Below are 19,286 nucleotides of genomic sequence, written 5' to 3' on the forward strand. Positions count from 1 at the left end.
CAGAAACGCATGATCTCCTTTATCGCCAGGCGGACGGCGGCCCTTGTGGTCGCCGTCCTGGTGGCGTCCTTCGCGGTTTTCATGGTGCCGTATGTGACCCCCGGCGATCCTGTACGCAAGATTATCCGGTCACGGGTTGCAGGTGATGTGGTGGACGAATCGTCAGTCCAGGCTTTGAGCAACAGCCTTGGGCTGCAGGATCCTCTGCCCGTGCAGTACTTTCGCTGGCTGACCCGCTTCTTCACTGGTGACATGGGCTTGTCCCACATCAGCCGAACCCCGGTGGTGGAACAGGTACTGCCCGCCCTCGCTGTGACAGTAAGCCTGGTGGTCCTGGCCCTTGGCGCAGCAGTGTTGATCTCCTTGCCCTTGGGGATCTCCGCCGCCCTTCGCGAAGGAGGGCGGACTGACAAGATCATCACCACGATTACCCAATCCTTTATCGCCATGCCCGAATACTGGCTGGCTCCCCTGCTGGTCCTGGTCTTCGCACTCCGCTTGGCACTTCTGCCCTCGGCGGGGTGGACGGGTCCGGCCTCCATGGTCCTTCCCGTTACCACCCTGGCCCTGCGGCCGATCAGCTATTTCACCTCTGCCGCACGCTCAGGCATGATCGATGCCTTGGCGGCTGACCACGTCAACGCTGCCAGAAGCCGTGGATTGAGTTATCGCCAGGCCGTCCTCAGACACGTTGTTCCCAATGGACTGCTGCCGCTGACCACGTTATTTGCTGTGTGGTTTGCGGGGTTGCTGGGAGGATCGGTCATCGTTGAAGTGATCTTCGCAGTTCCCGGCATGGGCAGGCTCCTTTACGACGCAGTCCTCAACGGTGATATTCCCCTTGCCCAGGGAGGCGTTGTTGTGGTCGTTGCACTGGCTGTGCTGATAACAACAGTCGCCGACTTTGTGCACCAACTTCTGAACCCGAGGCTCGGTGGACGTCTTGGCTAGGAAACAAAGAGCAGGCTGGGCCGCCGTCGTGATTCTGGCCATTATTGTCCTGGCCGTGACCTTCTCCCCCTGGCTCATGCCGCATCCCCCTGCACAGCAGAATCTGGCGCTGCGACTGAGCCCGCCCAGCCTCAACAACTGGTTGGGGACTGACCACCTTGGCAGGGATACATTCAGCCGGCTGCTGGACGGTGGGCGGTTCTCCATGTCGATAGCGGGGTTGGCGACCCTTCTGACCTGCCTCCTGGGAACGGCAATCGGCGTGATCAGTGCTCGCCGCCGGGGGTGGTTCGATGAGTTCTTCACCCGCACCAATGACGTCCTCCTGGCGCTTCCCGAGATGGTGATAGCCCTGTTCATCGTCGCCGCGATGGGCACGGGTTTCCCTTCCCTCCTGCTTGCCCTGACGATAACCGGCTGGACTCCCTTCGCCCGGCTTGCCAGGACGCTCGCTTATGACGTCTCCGCGGAAGGTTTCGTGGAGGCAGCCAAGGTGGTGGGCTGTCCGCCGTCGTTCATTATTTTCCGCCACATTCTCCCGTATCTGGCCGGGCCGTTGCTGGGGCAGGCAACGCTGCGGTTCGGTCAACTGCTGATCAGCGTCGGCGCTCTTTCTTATCTGGGCCTCGGTGTCCAGCCGCCACAATCGGACTGGGGCTCCATGCTCGCTGCTGCACAGCCATATTCTGAGAGGGCGCCCCTGGCGATCCTGGCTCCGGGGCTGGCCATCTTCACTGTTGCATTGTGCGTAACGCTGACCGGTCAACGTATCTCCCAAATGGCAGGCAGCCGCCTGCTCATTCCCACCGGGACGGTGAAGGATGACTGAGCAACTGGTTATAGAAGATCTGCATACCGGCACAGAGGGAACGCGTTCAATCCTGGCCGGTGTCAGCCTGTCCGTAAATCCGGGCGAATTCGTGGCCCTGGTTGGCGGGTCCGGCTGTGGGAAGACGATGACGGCCATGTCCATCCTTCAGCTGTTGCCGCAGCACGTGCGCGTCCAATCGGGGAGTATCCGCCTCGGTTCCCATGAGCTGACGACGGCGGATGAGGGTGTATTGAACAGCGTTCGCGGTGGAGGCATCGGGATGTTGTATCAACAGCCCAAGCGTATGTTCAATCCACGCAAGTCAATAGCCAGCCATTTGAAGGAGCCGCTCAGGCGCCATTGCGGACTGCAGGGAAAAGCCGCCGACGCTAAAGTGCTGGAACTGCTTGCTGAGGTGGGCTTCGACGAACCCCATTTGGGTGCCGAGGCCAAAGCACATCAGCTCTCCGGTGGAATGGCTCAACGGGCCATGACCGCCCTTGCTTTGGCCGGCGCACCGGACATCCTGCTGGCGGATGAACCCACCTCGGCCCTGGACAAGATGCTTGAGGTCCAGGTCCTTGAGCTGCTTGACCGGGAACGCCGCGAACGGGGCCTTGGGATTCTTTACATCACCCATAACATCCGCACGGTGGCGCAGTTCGCCGACAAGGTCCTGGTGATGGAGGCCGGCACGATTGTTGAATCAGGCCCCGCGCAGGAGGTCCTGAATTACCCCCGCTCCCCCTACACCAAGCGCCTGCTGGAGGCTGCAAGCCTTGCCCCGGAAGGGAACCGCTCGCGGCAGGGCCAGCCGGTTCAGGAACACGGTGTTCCGGACCACGGGGTTCAAGAGCAGAGTGCTCAGAAGCGCCGTGAGGTGCTGAGCCTGGACCGCGTCAGCAAGGACTTCACGGCGAAGAAACGGGCGAACAAACGCGGAAACCGGCCGGCCTTAATTGATATTTCCCTTGGCCTTGGACAGGGAGAGATCCTGGGCGTCCTGGGGCAATCCGGTTCAGGGAAGAGCACCTTGGCCAGGTCAATCATCGGCCTGGAAAAGATCGACAGCGGAAGCATCAGCCTTGATCTCAAAAATCCCGGTCTCCACAATCCTGATCTCCGGGATGCCGGGAGAGCCGGTCAGCATTCCCCGGTTCAGCTCGTGTTCCAGGAACCGCATGATTCTTTTGATCCACGGATGCGGCTGCAGACCAGCATGGAGGCCCCGTTGCTCCGGCGCAAGGACCTGACCAAGGACGAGCGTTCCGCACTTATCCTTCAGGCCATTGAGGAGGTGGGGCTGGACCCGCAACTGCTGGACCGGCTCCCGGGCCAATGTTCGGGAGGTCAGCTCCAAAGACTCACCATTGCGAGGGCGCTTCTCCTGGAACCCTCAATCCTGATCTGTGATGAGGCGACGTCGGCACTGGACGCCCTGACCCAGCGGATGGTCCTGAACCTGCTCCTGCGCTTGCATCGGGACAAAGGCCTGTCCCTCGTCCTGATCAGCCATGACATGGATGTCATCCGCTATATGAGTGACAGGGTGGCCGTGCTGTTCAAAGGCCGGCTCGTGGAGGTCGCCGAAACGGTGGAGTTCTTTACGCGGCCTCAACACGAGCACAGCCAGGCCTTGGTTTCGGCTGCGCTCCCCGTCTGCGAACTATTGAGCCGGACGGTGCGCCCTTCACCCCTGGCCAAATTTTTCCCGGCTGAAGTAATCTGAGCAGCCCCGATACCTATTCCGTCAGCCGCCAGCCGTCCTGGAAATCAGGGTGGTCCGAATAGGGAAAGGCAAGGGCGTGGAGGGCAAGCGCAGTCCAGGCTATTGCTTCGCTCATTCCAACCGTCTCACCGGGCGTTGACGCTACAAGGCGGGTCAGGCTTGCCTGCCGGGCCGATTCGATGACGGCGATGAGACGCCGTTTTGCTTCGCATTCGAGCAGCAGCCGGTGCTCGTACCATCGCCCGGATTGGGAGACGGAGCGGTCTCCGAGGAGTTTTTGCGCGGCCTTCTCGTCTTCCTTGATTCGTTCGAGCAGGAACTCCACAACGTCCATAGGCAGAGCCTACCCGCGACCGGACAATGAGTAGGGGCAGGCAGGGCAGCAGTCTTTGGCTACGGCTGTCCGGCCAGGATCAGGTAAAGGCGGATTTCCCGGTGACGGCCCGCCCCACAATGAGCGAGTTGATTTCGTAGCTGCCTTCATAGGTGTAGAGGACCTCAGCGTCCCCGAACAACTTGGCCATTTCATAGTCACTGCTGATGCCGTTGCCACCCAGAATGGATCTCCCCATTGCTACTGTGGAGCGGGCCAGCCGGGTGGTGGTGGCTTTGGCCATTGCAGCCTGGGCCATCTCCAATTTGCCCTCGTCCTGGATCCGCGCAAGCTGGACCATCAGGGCAAGGGAAGCAGTGGCATTGCCCAGCATGTCGGCCAGCTGCTGCTGAATCAGCTGGAAGCGCGCAAGTTCCCTGCCGAACTGCTTGCGTTGCAATGAATAGGAACGCCCGACGTCGAACGCAGCCAACTGGATTCCGGCACCTTGCCAGCCCACCCAGGCGCGCGAATCCCGCAGGAGGCTGTTGGCCTTTGAAAAGTCTGTGGCGCCCGGCAGCAGGTTGGCCTCTGGGATCCGAACCTCCGAAAGCGTGATGTCCGCATTCTGCATGATCCGGAGGCCGATTTTGTTGCTGATTTTCGTGGCGGAGTAGCCTGGGCGGTCGGTTTCAACAATGAAGCCCTTGATCTGGCCATCGTCCAGGTCCCGGGCCCAGACCAGCGCGAAATCTGCGATGGTGCCGGCGCCGATCCATCGTTTAGCGCCGTTGATCACCCACTCCTCCCCTTCCCGCCGCGCAGTGGTTTCCAGTCCGCCTGCGATGTCCGAGCCATGATCCGGTTCGGTCAGGGCAAAGGCGCCCAGCTGGGTGAAGGCGGTGAGTCCCGGCAGCCATTGCCTCTTTTGCTCGGTGGAACCGAGCTGGTCGATCATCCCCACGATGAGCTCGTTGTGAATCCCCACCAGCGCCGAGAGCGACACGTCGGCACGGGCCACCTCGACGTACATCAGGCCCTTAAACAGCTGGGAGCTGCCGTCCGTCTGCAGGCCTCCCAACCCGTATTTCCCCATTTCCGCAACCAGTGCGAAAGGGAATTCCTCCCTGTTCCAGTAGTCGATGGATGCAGCGCGGATCCGGGACTGCAGGAATTCCCTCACCTCCAGATACCGGGAATGCTCGGCAGCGGGGAGGAGCTCGGCGATGTACATCAGATCGGCGTCAGCAAAGGGCAGAAGGGAAGGTATCCCGGCTGTTACCGGCGGGTCAGCGGCCGGCCCGTCATGACGTCCTGATGGCTGCACGCGTCCCCCGGCCCTTCGCTCTTCCAAACCCTTGGATGTCCTAGTATATTGCACAGTGATGTGGATCACTAGGCTGAGCAGACGTCCCGGCAGGGCAAGGCTAAGGAGGAACGGTGGGAACTCCCCTTCCCCGTGACCCCATCGCGGACGCCCAGCGCAACTGGGAAGGCCACGGTTGGGGAAACGTGGCAGCACCCATGGCGGCCGTCACGGCCATCATGCGCACCCAGCAGATTCTGCTCGGACGGATCGAGGCGGTCCTCAAACCCTTTGGCCTGACCTTTGCCCGCTATGAGCTCCTGGCGCTGCTCAGTTTCGCACGCAGCGGCGCACTTCCCATGAACAAAGCAAGTGCGCTCCTGCAGGTCCATCCGACGTCGGTGACAAACGCCGTCGACCGCCTGCAGGCCGCCGGCCTGGTGGTCCGGTCCGCCCACCCTACTGACGGCCGGACCACCTTGATAGAGCTCACCTCTGAGGGGCGGACGCTTGCAAAGAGCGCGACGGCGGCGCTGAACTCTGAGGTGTTCGCCCAGTCGGGATTCGCTGACCACGATGTGGACCAGCTGATCAGGATCCTCAGTGCGTTTCGGAAGAACGCAGGCGATTTCACCTAACAGGCTCCTGCAATCACAAGAGCATGCTCCTGCTTTTGCACAGCGCGAGCCGTCCTGTCCGCTAGCCGCGGCGCACCGGTTTGCCGTGCACAATGGGGGTCGCGCGCAAGGCGATATGGGTGCTCGCGCCGGGATCGTCGTCGTCCAGTGCTAACGAAAGCGCCGCTTCGCCAAATGCTTTGAGCGGCACCTCCACCGTGCTGAAGCCGGGAAGTACGTCCCCCAGCATCGGAATCTGGTCGAAGCCCGTGACCTCAACGTCCCGCGGGGACTCGAGGCCGAGTTCGCGGAGCCGTGCGATGGCACCAACGGCCATCGCGTCGCTCATGGCGGCGATGACGTCGAACTCCGCGACCCGGTTGGCGAGCTGATCGATCGCATCGTATCCACCGTCCCGCGAGAAGGTGCGAAAGACGATGTCTCCCTGCCCAACGGAGATTTCGTGAGACGAAAGCCCCTCGAGGAACCCCTTCACGCGGTCCCTCGAAGTGATCTGGATCGGCGGCGCAGAGAGGATTGCGAAGCGCTTCTTGCCGGACTTGGCCAGGGAATCTGCCAACAGGCGCGCTGCCTCGTGATTGTCGACTGTTACCGACGGAAAGTCCAGGGAGCTGTCACCGACGATTACCACCCGGGTACCGTGCTCAGCGAGGGTTCGCAGCCGCGCTTCCAGCGCCCGTTCACGATGCTCATCCGTCGTGCGTCCGGTGGCGATCACCAAGGCACGGTGCCGCTCCCCCCTAATGGCTGTGAGTAGTTCCAACTCGCGGAGTGGATCGTCCAGCGTCGTGCGGACGGCGACGGAGATGCCACGCTTCTCAGCGGCGTGCATGACTCCCGAAATGATTGTGGCGGAGCCGAAGTCCTCGATGTTGCCCACCAGCAAGGCCACGCTGCGTGCACGCCCACCCTTGGTCGCCTGGGCAGCCGGGTTCACCGAGTATCCCAGCGCCCGCGCAGCATCCTCTACCCGGCGCCGAAGCTCGGGGGAACCACTCTCCGCCCCACGCACTCCGCCGTTAAGCGCACGGGAGGCCGTGGGCACCGAGACGCCCGCGAGGCGTGCCACATCCGCCAGCGTAGGCGGTTTATCAGGGCGCAAGTTCGGACTCCTTCCCCATTGATTTTGTGCAAACGTTATCCAGGGAAGGGCATGATTGGCGACCCTGTGTGGGCTCTGCTTTCGTGCTGATGCCAACTCCCGACTCTAGACGGTGGCCTAAAGAATCTTTTGAACCCTTGATTCTCGGTCCTGCGACCGCTAGCCTCCCATACAGGATAACGTTATCCTAGTTCGGCGTGAGATGCGGCCTCCTTCAACCGTCGCCACCGCGCCAAGTTCCGGGAAGGAAAGATGCAATGACGCAAGCCCGCAAACGCAAACGATCACAGCTGCCTGCCTTGACCGCCATATTGGCGATCGTTGCAGGCATGTTCGTGATTGCGTCCCCAGCGAGGGCCGCCGAGTACGATGCCCTGCTCACCAACCACGTGGTCGCGATCAACGAGACGGTCAGCGACGCCGGATTCGTCCACCCCGGCGTGGGCCTGTCGGCCGATGACCTGCGGAACGCGCAGGCGATGGTTCGGTCCGGCCAGGAGCCGTGGGCCTCCTACTTCAAGGCCATGACGGCCACCGGTGCCGCATCCAAGACCTACCGGGCGGCAAACTCGAAGTCCGCCGCCCAACCCGATGTCGCGCTCGACCCTAACTTCAACCACGGGGGCCTGCGGGGCAGGGAGACCAACGACTCCTTCGGCACACTCACCCAATCTCTCATGTGGGTCATGACCGGCAACGAGGTCTACCGCAAGAACGCGATCCAGGCCCTGCGCACCTGGGCGAGCATGAACCCCGACGGCTTCGTGTACTTCCCCGACGCGCACATCCACACAGGCAAGCCGCTTTCGCAGTTCCTCATGGCCGCCGAGATCATCCGCGCCACCGAGCCGGTCGCCGACGACACCCCCGGTACACACGACGGGTACAACGTGGTCTGGAGTGCCGGGGACGACGAGCGCCTGCTCACCAACTTCGCGAACCCCGTGGTCGATAAGTTCCTCTACTCGCCCGAGCGGTGGATGAACCAGCACAACTTCGGGCTCTATGGCCGTATCGCCACCGCGATCTACGCGGACGACGCCGGCGCGTACGCCAAGGGCGTCGAATGGTTCACCGTGAACTCCGAGTTCGTGAACTACACCAGCGGCGGCCTCGCGCAGCAGATCCCGCTCATCGACGCAGATGACCCCGCCAACCCCTATGGCGAGGACTTCGTCCAGATGCGCGAGATGGGCCGCGACCAGGCCCACGGCGAATGCAACATCGACAACTTCGCCGCGATGGCGCGCTTCCTCCACGTCCAGGGCACCAAAGTGGACCCCAAAAACGGCACGGTCTCCACAGCCGACAACGCCGTCACCGCTTACAAGTTTCTCGACAACCGGCTCCTCGAAGGCGCGGACGTCTTCGACGGCTACATGATGGGCCAGCCGACGAAGTACATCGACGACCGCGGGACCGGCGGGACCATCTCACCGGCCTACCGCGGCCGGATGTTCAACGCCCTCAACGAGTTGTACTACCAGTACAAGTACGTCGAAGGCGTTGACGTCGACGCCGAGGCCCCGAACGTCGCCCTGCTCCACGAGCGCATGGACGGCCCCCTTTACAACTACGGCACCGGCGTCAACAACTTCTGGAGCGCAGGTGACAAGAGCATCGAGTACTGGGTGGCGTTCCCGCCCGAGATTGCCGGGACCAAGCCGACCCCTGTGGAGGACACCACAGTCACCTTCGGCCACTATGGCATCGCGCTCGATGAGGGCACCAAGATCGTCACCGAAGGTGACCGGACATTCGCCCGCGCTACCGCGGACGCGGACGGCACCGTGAGCGTTGTCAGCCGCGTGATGTACCCCGGAAACAGCAAGATGGGCGTCCTCGTGCGGACCGACGGCCCCGCCGTCGTTGAGGTGCTCGACAAGGAGGAGCGAGACCCCCGCAACACGCCCGAACCCGAGCCGGGCGTCATGGCGAGGATCGAAGTGCCTGACACCAAAGGCCAATGGCGGTACATCACCTATCCCGCGGGCGGCCCTCACACCCAGTTCTACCGGGTGACCGGCGATGGCACCAAGGTGGACATGGACAGCCTCATGTTCAACGCCCAGACCCAGCTCACCCCGCCCGCCTTTGAGCAGGCCAGGGGCCTGTACTACCTGTGGCCCGACGCGACCTCGGCCTTTGAACTCGGCGCGACCGATGCTGGCGGCGCCCCCGCCTACACCGCCGACGGTCTGCCCGAGGGCGCGGAGCTCGACGCCGCGACCGGCAAGGTCACCTGGAAGCCGACCGACCACGACCCTGGCCTACATAAGGTCCAGATCGTCGCCGACGACGGCCAAGCCATCACCGCACGGACCTTCGAGTTGGTCGTGGCCAAGAACCGTCCCAAGATGATTGAGGCCGCCGTCGCTGCCGGCACCGAGGAGGGTGCGGTCTACACCACGGTCTCCAACGAGCCCTACCAGGCCGCGTTGGCCGCCGCCAGACACGTGTCCGAAACCGGCACCGACGCTGAGTTCCGCACCGCCTTCGAGGCGCTGCTTGACGCCATCGAGGGCCTTGAGCTGCTCAACCCGCGCCTGACGGACGGGTCGCTCGACTACCGCGGCGCGGTCAAGCCCACCAGCATCACTGCGGACGCGGCCCGCGCCCTCGCCGACGGAAACAACAACAGCTTCACCGGCGACCTGCGCGTTGCATCGTTCACACTCGATTTCGGGACCCGGTACCGCGTAGCGGCCGAGAAGTTCGGCCTCCAGGCCCGCTTCTCGTTCCCAATGCGCTCGCAGGGCACCAACGTATACGGCTCGAACGACGGAATCACCTGGGCCCTCCTCACCGAGCGGCAGACCGGCGACACCAACGACATGGAAACCATCCCCGTCAAAGCCGAGCACCGCGGCAAGGAGTTCCGCTACCTGAAGCTCCAGATGGACGAACCGGCCCCGCCGATCGACCCGGCATACCCGGGCATCTGGTCCATCGGCGAGTTCCACGTCTTCGGCGACCGCTCGGAAGTCCCAGGGAACATCACCGACGTCTCGGTGGCCTCACCGGATGCACTGGCGAGCAGGGTGACCGCGGGTGGCAAGCTCAACGTGACCTTCACCAGCGCGAAGCCCGTAAGCAACGTCGCAGTCAGTGTCGGCGGACAGCAGCTTGCAGCTACCAGCGGGGACTCACTGTCGTGGACGGCCACGGGCACGCTCGGCGACCTCACGGGCGGCGGCCGCCTCGACCTCGTGATAGACCACACCACTAAGGACGGAAAGACGGCCGCGACGATCCACGGCTCCACGGACGGCACCGCCCTTTACGGCACGGACGAACGTAACCTGATTGATCTCGCCGATGCCCAAGTGGTCAAGGTGGACGGTTCGGCCGATTCGTCGAAGGCCACGCACTCGGCGAACATGCTCGACGGCAAACCCGCTACCTTCAGCGACGTGCCCGCCGTCGACGGCCAGTACTACCTCATCTGGGACTTCGGCGCTGGCAGGCAGGTCAGCGTGGATCGCTTCGACTACCTTGCACGCCAGGACCCTGAAGGCGTGCGCCGTATGAACGACCAGGTGCTGCAAGGTTCGAACGACCTGAACACGTGGACCACCGTAGCCGACGCGTCGTACAAGACGCTCTCATGGCAGAACCTCGACGCGACCGACGCCGGCAGCTACCGCTACCTGCGGGTCACGAACAAGGCGCCCATCTACGTCGCGGAGCTACGCCTCTTCGGTAAGTCCGTGTACGAGATCGATCCGCTCCTACAGCGTGCCGATGCCGTGGACCTGAGCACCTACACCCGCGGCTCGAAGCTCCTGTTTCCCCGCGAGGTCGCGGCGGTCCGCGAGGCACTCACCAAGCCGGACGCGGACGAGCAGGCGCTCGCGCAACGACTCGTCAACGCCTGGGAACTCCTGGTCCCGTTAGCGACCGAGGCGCCTGCGACGTTCGATCAGTCATGGGTTGCGGCGAACACCGCGACTGCTGACGGCGCGGCGAGCGCGGCGGCGAACGGCTGGCGTATGTTCGATGGGAACACCGGGACGTACACCGACACCACCACGAAGTCCTGCACAAACACCGTACTCCCCGCCGACGGGAGCGCGTACACGGTGGTCGGCGTGAAGTACTTCCCGCGGGACAGTGCGGTGGCACGGGCGACCGGCCTGGGAATCCAGGGCTCCAACGACGGCGGCGCCACTTGGACGCAGTTCGCGAGCACCGGGACCCCGGTCCGCGGCTGGAACACCGTCACCTTGGCGGAGCCTGTGCACTACGCGGCTCTGCGCATCAATGGCGGCAACGGCTTCTGCAATATGGCCGAGCTCCAGTTCATCGTCAAGTCCATCGACAAGTCGGGACTGGCTGTCTACCTCGATGACACGAAGGCGCTGAACGAAACAGGCTGGACTGCAGGCTCGTGGGCTGCCCTCGTCACCGCACGGGACGAGGCGACCGCTGTCAACGGGAACAAGGGAGCCACCCAAGAGGAAGTCGACCAAGCGGCAGACAAACTGGCCCAAGCGATCAAAGGACTGACTGCGGCCTAGCAACAGCCCTGGATCAAGACCCCCAAGCGCATTTGCGCTTGGGGGTCTTGAAGTTTCAGGTCAGCAGGACCGGTTTGATCACGGTTCCGGACTTAGTGTCTGCCACGGCCTGGTTGATCTCTTCAAGACGATAAGTCCGCACCAGCCGTTCCACGGGAAACCTCCCCGATTCCATCAGCGTGATGATGGACGGAATCAGGGTTTCGATCTCGCTGTCACCCAGGGTCACTCCCTCAATGCGGCGCCCGGGCATCATGAAGTTCACGTCCACGGCAACAGTGGCGCCGAACGCGGGAGCTCCGATCACCACAATGTGTCCCCTGGCCCGGGTGGCACCAATCGCCTGTTCAAGAACCTTGGTGTTTCCCGTGGCCTCAATTGCTGAGTGGGCGCCGCCACCGGTGATCTTGTGGATCTCCGCCGCCACGTCGGTGACCACGGAGGCGTCAATAGCGTGGGTGGCACCAAGTTCGAGCGCCAACTCCAAGCGGGAAGGAACACGGTCGACGGCGATGATGATTGTGGCAGGTGTCAGGGCCGCTGCCATAACGGCCGCCAGCCCAACAGTCCCGGCCCCAAAAACCACAAGACTGGAGCCGGGGGCCGGGCGGATGACGTTCCAGACAGCCCCGGCGCCGGTCTGCACGCCGCAGGCAAGAGGGGCGATCCGTTCCAGCGGAAGTGAGGTGTTGATTTTGACGACACTGCGCTCATCCGCGATGACAGCCCGGGCAAACGAGGATTGACCGAAGAAGCGCCCACCCAGCGGCTGCCCGCCGCGGGAAATAGTGGAGGAGCCATCGGTCCTCACTCCACCCAGCAGGTTATCCGGCAGCCACGTATCGCAGTATGCCGGATGGCCTCCCCTGCAGTTGCTGCATCGCCCGCAGGACGTGAAGGAAAGCACTGCTGTATCGCCGGGCTTTACCCTCGTGACGGCAGAGCCCACTTCTGTGACAATCCCTACCCCTTCATGCCCCAGGACACCGGGGAGCGGAAATGGTAAGCCTCCCCCTGCCACCGAAATGTCGGTGTGGCATAACCCTGCGGCCTTAATTTCCAGCCGGACTTCCTCAGGACGCAGTGAGTCAAGCTGTACGGACTGGAAAGTGAATTCGGCGTCAGCGGCTTCGATAACAGCGGCTTCAGTTGTGACGGTCATGCTGAACTCCTAGTCGGTTGCGATGACGACGGACTTGGTCCGGCAATAGGATTCGAGGGACTCCGGCCCGTATTCCCGGCCCCATCCGGAATTCTTGACGCCGCCGAAAGGCACGGCCGGATCCAGCAGGGCCCAGGCGTTCACCCAGACGATTCCCGCCTCGAGTTGAGCCGATACCCGGTGAGCCCGGGAAATACTTGAGGTCTGCAGACCCGCCGCCAGTCCGTAGGGCGTGCTGTTGGCCAACTGGATCGCCTCTTCTTCGGTGTCAAAAGGCTGGACGGTCAGGACAGGCCCGAACACTTCCTCCTGGACAGCGGCGGCGTCATTTCCAAGGCCGGCTATCACCGTGGGCTTGTAGAAGAAGCCTCCGTTCAGTTCCAGCGTTTCGCCGCCAACAACCACTTGGCCTCCGGCAGCCTTGGCACCCTCCACATACCCGGCCACCTTGTCCAGCTGTTTCTGACTCGCCAAGGGGCCCATTACTGTGGCGGGATCTGTCGGATCGCCCACCGGCACTCCGGCCACGGCTTCCTTGAGGATGCCCAGCACCGTTTCGTAAATGGGTCGCTCCACCAGCAGTCGGGGGCCGCCCATGCAGAACTGTCCCGAGTTGAAAACGAAGGCGCCAATCACTGTGCCGATCGCCTTCTCCAAGTCAGCATCGGCAAAGAGGATGTTTGCCGCGTTGCCGCCCAGTTCGGCGGTCACGGGCTTCAGGTTTGCCCCTGCCAGCGCAGCGACGTGGCTTCCGATCTCGGTAGAACCGGTGAAGGCGACCTTGTTGACATCAGGATGCGCCACCAAGTGGTCCCCCAAGGCACCGCCCGAGCCAGTGACCACGTTGAAGACACCGGCCGGGACGCCGGCCTCGGTCAGGATTTCAGCCATCAGGAGGGCGCTCAACGGTGTATCGCTGGCAGGTTTGTGGACCACGCTGTTACCGGCAGCCAATGCAGCCGCGATCTTCGTGCTGGAGAGGATCAGCGGGAAGTTGAAGGGCGTAATGGCTGCAACCACGCCCAAGGGCTCGCGCTTGGTGAAGGCGTGCGCGGCCAGCGGGGTTTCGCGAACGGAACCGTCCAGCTGCTGGGCCATTGCAGCCACATACTCGTACTGGTCCGCTGCCGTCGCGACGTCCACCACCCGGGCGAACGTGATCGGCTTTCCGACGTCGCTGCTTTCCACCAGGGCAAGCTCTTCGGCCCGCTCGCGGATAATTGCTGCGGCCTTGTTGAGAACGCGGGAGCGCTCGCGCCCACTCAGGCGGGACCATCTGCCGTCATTGACCGAAGCTTTGGCCGCCGCGACGGCTGCATCAACGTCGGCAGTAACCGCCGAGGAAACGGTGGCAACTTCCTGCCCGGTGGCGGGGTTCATAACGGAAGTCCGGGCGCCGCCAGCGGATTCCTGCCAAGCACCATTGATGAAGAGCCTGCCGTTGGCCACAATCCCCGGCAGGGAAACCGGTTCAACTGGTGCCGGAGCGGCGAGGGTTTGTGATTCCTGAACAGTCATTGCTGGGTCCTGTCTCTGTTTCGCGGTGGTGGGAGCAGCTTTGCTCCGCTTGCAAGAGGTTCGTGCTGAAAAGGGGTTTGAACGTTGCCGCTAATGCGCGTGGCCGCCGCCGAGCGCAAGCCGGCAGGATCGCAACGCGCGGCGCAAGGTGGAACGGTCGTCGTCGTCGAGATCGGCCACCATCTGGCGCTCAATTCCCGCCACGTCCTCACGAAGCGTGTCCAACGCACTTTGGCCTTCGGGAGTCAGCGAGAGCAGGTACTGCCGCTTGCTCTCGGGGTCGCGGTGGCGTGCAAGGAAGCCACGCTCGTCAAGGACTGTGATCATCTGCGCCATGGTCTGGGACCGCACAAAGGAATTCCGTGCCAGTTCCGCGGACGTCAGGCCGGGATGGCGCTCAAGCACAGTAAGGGCTGTGTACTGCTGGGTGGTCAGGCCATGGGCGGACACGACGTCGTCCAGCCGGGACCTGACGGCCAGCTCCAGTTGCTTGATGAGGTACAGCATGGTGATGTCCGAGGAGGCCGATGCCGCCGACGCATCGGATTCCGGTGCTGCACTGGAGGTGACTGCAGCCATTGGATCAGCCCCTGGCCTTGCCACATGGCACCAGCGACGGCCTGTTCCCCAATGGCGCCACAGTGCTGTGGTGCGTCTCCGGACTGGGCCGGCAATGACAGGGACGGAAGATCCGACGGCGGGAGCAGAACTTGCTGTTCATAGGAACACCCAGGTTTTCGACGTTGAAACGGAGGGAGGCAGCCGCAAAATTGCGTCACAACTGCCATGTGCTGAGGGTTGATTATCAGGATTACTGACAATCAGGAAACCTGTGCATGACAATACGGCCGACGCTCCCGTTACGTCAAGGGAAATCTGCCACTCCGTGCCAGAACGCGCGGCCCTGGGGGCAACCTGTCCCTGATTCTGTGTTGTGTGCCGGGCCGACGGGCACTGTTACTGTAGCCGTGCGAGGCGCGCCGCAAGGTGCAGTGCCCCAAGGCGGCCTGTTGTTCGAGGGTCACCACCGCACAACTCGAAGATGCGCTGCAGGCGGTGATGCATGGATTGCCGTTCGAGGTGCAGCTCCCTTGCTGCCTTGGCCGTATTGCACCCGGAGTCGAGCCACACTGTGAGCGTCCGGAGCAGCTGAGACGTCCGCTGCGCATCGTGGTCCAGCACGTTTCCCAGTTGCTGGCGGACGAACTCCCCACGAACGCCAGCTTCCAGCGCCGCGGTCGCTAGTCGTTCGACGGCGAACGCCTCCGCATCAACGACCGGTCCATGTTCCCTGCGGGCAAGGTCAAGGGTGTGGCGGGCTTCAATGAGACTCCACGGTGCCCGCCGAAGTTCCGTCACGAAAGGCCCGACGGCGACGCGTAGCTGCGCAAGGCCCGGCGCCGCCGTTCCGGAACGGCGTCCCCTTGCAGTATTCTGTCCGAGCATGGCTGGTGCCGTCCCGAGGCCAGCGAGTTCCTCGATCAATGCCGATCGGCCGGCAGCTTCCGAGCCGGATGCCAGTGAAGCAATGGCGATCACTTCCGAATCGTGGGAGTAGCTGGCGCTATGGCGGACCCGCCTGCGGAGGAGCTGGTCAAGGGCTATCCTCACTTCCTGGGGCGACTCCGTCCGCGCCGCGATCATTACGGCAGGGGTGGTGATTCCGAAGCCGGCCGCCGGCCCCAACTGCTCCAGCCGCCAAGTGGCCCCGCCCGCATTGATCGCCCGTAATAGCTCTGTCCGGGCTACTTCTCCCAGGCTGGGTGGCATGCGCTGTAGCAAGGCAAGGCCCAGAACGTCCGCACAGCGGGTCCCGACGATACGGGCAAGCACCGAGTCCCCGTCGTCGGGAATTCCCAGTTCAAGGCGGGCGGACACTATCCCCCTCACAGGAACATTAATGACGACGGCGGAATCGCCGGCCTCCCGGGGCATGGCGGCTTGTGCCGGGGTGTCGGCTTGCAAACGCGTACCCGTTTGCGCCGGCGTACCCGCTTGTGCGAGGACACTGCCGGCCACCGAAGCCAGCGTGGCGGTACCGCCGATGACTTCCGTCAAAACTTCGAGGATCCCGTCGAGGCTTCCTCCATGCGCCAATTCAAGGGACATGGAGTGGCTGGCTTCGTCAGCAAGTTGAAGTTGCTTCACTGATTCGCTGACCAACATCGAGTTGATGGCCTGTAGGACGCCGACAAACGGGACCACTTTGCGCAGTTCGACCAGGGGCAGGCCGCGATCTTCGGCTGTCCGAACCATGGATTGCGGGATGCCGGGTAGGACGCCACCTGTTTCAATGGCCACTGCCGTGATTCCCCTGTCGGCGAGTTCCTCGATGTACCTGATCCTTCGTTGCTCCGGTGCCGTGGCCAAGGCCTCGCCGCCGGTCAGCAGCAGTTCCCCTCCTCGAAGCAGCGGGGCGATATCCAGCACTTCGCTGGAGTGGATCCAGCGCACGTACTTGTCCTTAACAGCTTCTGTACCGGCACGGACCACGGGATCGGCTGCGGCCAGGGTCGGGTGACGCAAAGCGTCCAACAACAAAAGCGGCATGACACTCCGTCATAGGGGATGGCATTTCATTAGACACATCGTATCTTGTTGGTGGTGATGCGGCACACATAGCCTGAAGTTATCCCTTTCATCAAACGGAGGCTTCCCATGCAAGATCATCCTTCCACGGCCCCAGGCAGTTTCGCCCAGGGATCCGTGGACTCTGAGGCCTGGCTCCAGCCGATCCCCGAATCACAGCGGACTCGCAAAGTGTCGGGTCAGTTCTGGATCTGGGCCGGCGCCAATCTCGCTCCTATCAACTGGGTGCTCGGAGCCCTAGGCATCCACCTTGGGCTGGGCTTCGCCGATACGGTCGCGGTCTTGGTCCTTGGCAACCTGATCGGCATGCTGCTCTTTGGCTGCTTTGTGCTGTTGGGCCAGAAGACCGGGGCCACTGGCATGGTCCTGGCCCGGGCGGCTTTCGGCCGCCGTGGAAATTATCTGCCTGCTGCGATCCAGGCGCTGCTGGTCATCGGCTGGTGCGCTGTCAATACCTGGATCATCCTCGATCTGGTCATGGCACTTTTCGGAACGCTCGGCTGGGTTGATCCCAGTTCCGCCAACTACGGCTGGAAGATTGGCGTAGCCACCGGAATCATGGCCGCACAAGTGGCCATCGCGTGGTTCGGCTATAAGGCCATCGCGGCGTTTGAAAGATGGACCGTGCCGCCCACCATCGTCATCCTGGCGGTGATGTCCGCAGTCGCTTGGTTCGGCATGGACATTAACTGGTCCTACGCAGGTCCTGCCGGAAACGTTCTGGAAGGCTCGGAGCGGATTGCCGCCATGAGCGCGGTGATGACCGCGATTGGCATTGGCTGGGGAATCACCTGGTTCACCTATGCCGCGGACTACTCACGCTTCGTCAGTACTTCAGTACCCAAGAGAAAGGTCTACTTGGCTTCGGTGCTTGGGCAGTTTATTCCGGTGGTGTGGTTGGGGGTCCTCGGAGCGAGCTTGGCAACGAACAGTGGTGAAATCGACCCGGGCAAACTGATTGTCCAGAACTTCGGCGTCCTCGCATTGCCGGTTCTCCTCATGGTGCTGCACGGCCCCATCGCCACGAACATCCTGAACATCTATACCTTCTCGGTCGCCACCCAGGCGCTTGATGTCTCGATCAGTCGCCGAAAGCTGAACCTGTTCGTCGGCGTTTTCTCGCTGGCCGCCGTGGTCTTCTTCATCTTCCAGGAGGATTTCGCAGCCGTACTCGACGCCTGGCTGATCGGGCTCGTGGCCTGGGTGGCCGCGTGGGGCGGCATCATGCTGGTGCACTACTTCTGGATTGAAAAGCGCTGGCCGGGCAATGCGGACCGATTGTTCGATCCGGTCGGCACCAAGCGTTTGCCTGGTATCAACTGGGCAGGGGTGGTTTCGCTCCTGGTAGGCATCTTCGCCACGTGGTTCTTCATGTACGGACTCGTGCCGGCCATGCAGGGTCCGGCTGCGGTGGCCTTGGGCGGCTGGGACTTCTCCTGGCTGGCAGGTGGCCTGGCAAGCGGGGCGACTTATGCGGTACTTGGTCCGCGGGCCCATGTCCGGTATCTGGAAACAGCACCCGTGGAAACGACTATAGACAGCCAGGTCCCCGTAGAGAGGATCACGCAGTGAACGCGGGATTCGGGAACAACAAGGCATTTGGCGATGTCCTGCACGTGATTACCTGGCCCGAAGGCTTCCGGGCTGCGGCTTCGTTCACCTTCGACGTCGACGCGGAATCGTGCACGATTGCCCACGATCCCGGCAGCACCCGCAGGATGTCGCTTATGTCCCACCAGTCCTATGGTCCGAAGGTCGCGGTGCCCAGACTCCTGCAGATCCTGAAGCGCCAGCAGGTACAGGCAACCTTCTTCGTGCCGGGCTTCACCGCTGAGTGCTATCCGGACATTGTGAAGCAGATCGTCGCCGGAGGACATGAAGTAGCGCATCATGGCTACCTGCACGAACCGATGCAGGGTATCGATGCCGCCACTGAAGGACGGTATCTGGACAGGGGGTTGGAGGCTCTCGACAAAGCTGCCGGGGTTCGCCCCGTGGGCTACCGCGCTCCCTGGTGGGAACTGAATTGGCACTCCGCGGGACTCCTGGCCGATCGCGGCTTCCTCTATGACTCGAGCCTCCTGGACGGCGACGCTCCATATCGATTCACCGTTGGTGACGATGAGAGGGACCTTGTCGAGATCCCCGTTGACTGGGCCCTGGACGACTGGGAGCAATACGCTTTCTACCCGGGAGTGACAGGCAGCGGAGTGATCGAGAGTCCGGCCAAAGTCCTGGAAATGTGGACCCTCGAGGCAGAGGCACACCACTCGGCCGGCAGCTGCTTCGTGCTGACCAACCACCCCTTCATCTCCGGCCGTCCATCCAAAGCTGTAGCCCTGGAGCGGCTTATCGAGACGGTCAAGGACCTTGATGGCATGTGGGTGACCACCCTGGAGCAGATCGCCGAACACACCAAGGCAACGGTCAACGAAATCCACACGCATGCCCGGATCGATGTGCCAGCCTTCCCGGATACCGGTGCCCGTTTCCACCCCGCCGGCCGTGCGCCGGCACCAATCAGGCAGGGAATTACCGGCTAGGTCATTGCCGGCCTACCTCACTGCTGCCTCCGTAGTTTCACTTATCGCGGTCCTGTTCGCCATGGTGACTTCCAAGAAGCCCTACGGCAGGACTGAAAACCAAC

General features: G+C 62.8%; 14 protein-coding genes. 7 read left to right on the forward strand and 7 right to left on the reverse strand.

Going from position 1 to position 19,286, the window contains the following annotated elements; genetic code table 11:
* Window positions 1-9 precede the first annotated feature (9 nt).
* Genes MU551_RS20140 through MU551_RS20150 form a run of 3 tightly spaced genes read left to right on the forward strand, consistent with a single transcriptional unit; the run spans window position 10 to window position 3,491 of the window.
* The gene (locus MU551_RS20140) at window positions 10-951 is read left to right on the forward strand and encodes an ABC transporter permease (RefSeq protein ID WP_247048333.1); all 942 of its coding nucleotides are present in this window, start codon (window positions 10-12) and stop codon (window positions 949-951) included.
* Window positions 944-1,780 (forward strand): ABC transporter permease, encoded by an 837-nt coding sequence (locus MU551_RS20145; RefSeq protein WP_247048334.1) that lies wholly within the window; start codon window positions 944-946, stop codon window positions 1,778-1,780. Before MU551_RS20140 ends, MU551_RS20145 begins: the two co-directional genes overlap by 8 nt.
* Window positions 1,773-3,491 (forward strand): ATP-binding cassette domain-containing protein, encoded by a 1,719-nt coding sequence (locus MU551_RS20150; protein WP_247048335.1) that lies wholly within the window; start codon window positions 1,773-1,775, stop codon window positions 3,489-3,491. The genes MU551_RS20145 and MU551_RS20150 overlap by 8 nt, the downstream gene beginning before the upstream one ends.
* 13 nt (window positions 3,492-3,504) lie before the next feature.
* Here MU551_RS20150 and MU551_RS20155 read toward each other — a convergent pair whose 3' ends face one another.
* Together MU551_RS20155 and MU551_RS20160 are read right to left on the reverse strand one after the other, a co-directional pair.
* Entirely contained in the window at window positions 3,505-3,825 is a 321-nt protein-coding gene (locus tag MU551_RS20155; RefSeq protein WP_247048336.1) for a DUF6221 family protein, read from the reverse strand.
* 79 nt (window positions 3,826-3,904) lie between these two features.
* Complete coding sequence (locus MU551_RS20160) at window positions 3,905-5,038, reverse strand: acyl-CoA dehydrogenase family protein (protein ID WP_247048402.1); 1,134 nt, start codon at window positions 5,036-5,038, stop codon at window positions 3,905-3,907.
* A gap of 206 nt (window positions 5,039-5,244) precedes the next feature.
* Here MU551_RS20160 and MU551_RS20165 point away from each other — a divergent pair, with 206 nt between their 5' ends.
* Window positions 5,245-5,748 (forward strand): MarR family winged helix-turn-helix transcriptional regulator, encoded by a 504-nt coding sequence (locus tag MU551_RS20165; RefSeq protein ID WP_247048337.1) that lies wholly within the window; start codon window positions 5,245-5,247, stop codon window positions 5,746-5,748.
* A gap of 61 nt (window positions 5,749-5,809) precedes the next feature.
* Here the strand turns inward: MU551_RS20165 and MU551_RS20170 are convergent, their stop codons facing one another.
* Entirely contained in the window at window positions 5,810-6,850 is a 1,041-nt protein-coding gene (locus MU551_RS20170) for a LacI family DNA-binding transcriptional regulator (RefSeq protein ID WP_247048338.1), read from the reverse strand.
* A gap of 257 nt (window positions 6,851-7,107) precedes the next feature.
* On the opposite strand from MU551_RS20170, the gene MU551_RS20175 reads away from it, so the two are divergent.
* Entirely contained in the window at window positions 7,108-11,370 is a 4,263-nt protein-coding gene (locus tag MU551_RS20175; RefSeq protein ID WP_247048339.1) for a putative Ig domain-containing protein, read from the forward strand.
* 55 nt (window positions 11,371-11,425) lie between these two features.
* Here MU551_RS20175 and MU551_RS20180 read toward each other — a convergent pair whose 3' ends face one another.
* The 4 genes from MU551_RS20180 to MU551_RS20195 form a co-directional block, all read right to left on the reverse strand.
* Entirely contained in the window at window positions 11,426-12,532 is a 1,107-nt protein-coding gene (locus MU551_RS20180; protein ID WP_247048340.1) for an NAD(P)-dependent alcohol dehydrogenase, read from the reverse strand.
* A 9-nt stretch (window positions 12,533-12,541) separates the two neighbouring features.
* A complete protein-coding gene (locus MU551_RS20185; protein ID WP_247048341.1) occupies window positions 12,542-14,050 on the reverse strand; it encodes an aldehyde dehydrogenase family protein in 1,509 nt (502 codons plus the stop codon).
* Between the two features lie 90 nt (window positions 14,051-14,140).
* Window positions 14,141-14,629: a MarR family winged helix-turn-helix transcriptional regulator gene (locus MU551_RS20190; protein WP_247048342.1), complete on the reverse strand. Its 489-nt coding sequence runs from the start codon at window positions 14,627-14,629 to the stop codon at window positions 14,141-14,143.
* A 378-nt stretch (window positions 14,630-15,007) separates the two neighbouring features.
* Window positions 15,008-16,600, reverse strand: coding sequence for a PucR family transcriptional regulator (locus tag MU551_RS20195; protein ID WP_247048343.1), 1,593 nt, complete (start codon window positions 16,598-16,600; stop codon window positions 15,008-15,010).
* A 108-nt stretch (window positions 16,601-16,708) separates the two neighbouring features.
* Here MU551_RS20195 and MU551_RS20200 point away from each other — a divergent pair, with 108 nt between their 5' ends.
* Both MU551_RS20200 and MU551_RS20205 read left to right on the forward strand, forming a co-directional pair.
* Window positions 16,709-18,211: a purine-cytosine permease family protein gene (locus MU551_RS20200; protein ID WP_247048344.1), complete on the forward strand. Its 1,503-nt coding sequence runs from the start codon at window positions 16,709-16,711 to the stop codon at window positions 18,209-18,211.
* Window positions 18,208-19,182 carry a polysaccharide deacetylase family protein gene (locus MU551_RS20205; protein ID WP_247048345.1) on the forward strand — a complete coding sequence of 325 codons (975 nt, stop codon included), beginning with the start codon at window positions 18,208-18,210 and terminating at the stop codon, window positions 19,180-19,182. Before MU551_RS20200 ends, MU551_RS20205 begins: the two co-directional genes overlap by 4 nt.
* The last annotated feature ends 104 nt before the right edge of the window (window positions 19,183-19,286 follow it).

This window comes from Arthrobacter rhizosphaerae (assembly GCF_023062595.1).
GTDB lineage: Bacteria > Actinomycetota > Actinomycetes > Actinomycetales > Micrococcaceae > Arthrobacter > Arthrobacter rhizosphaerae.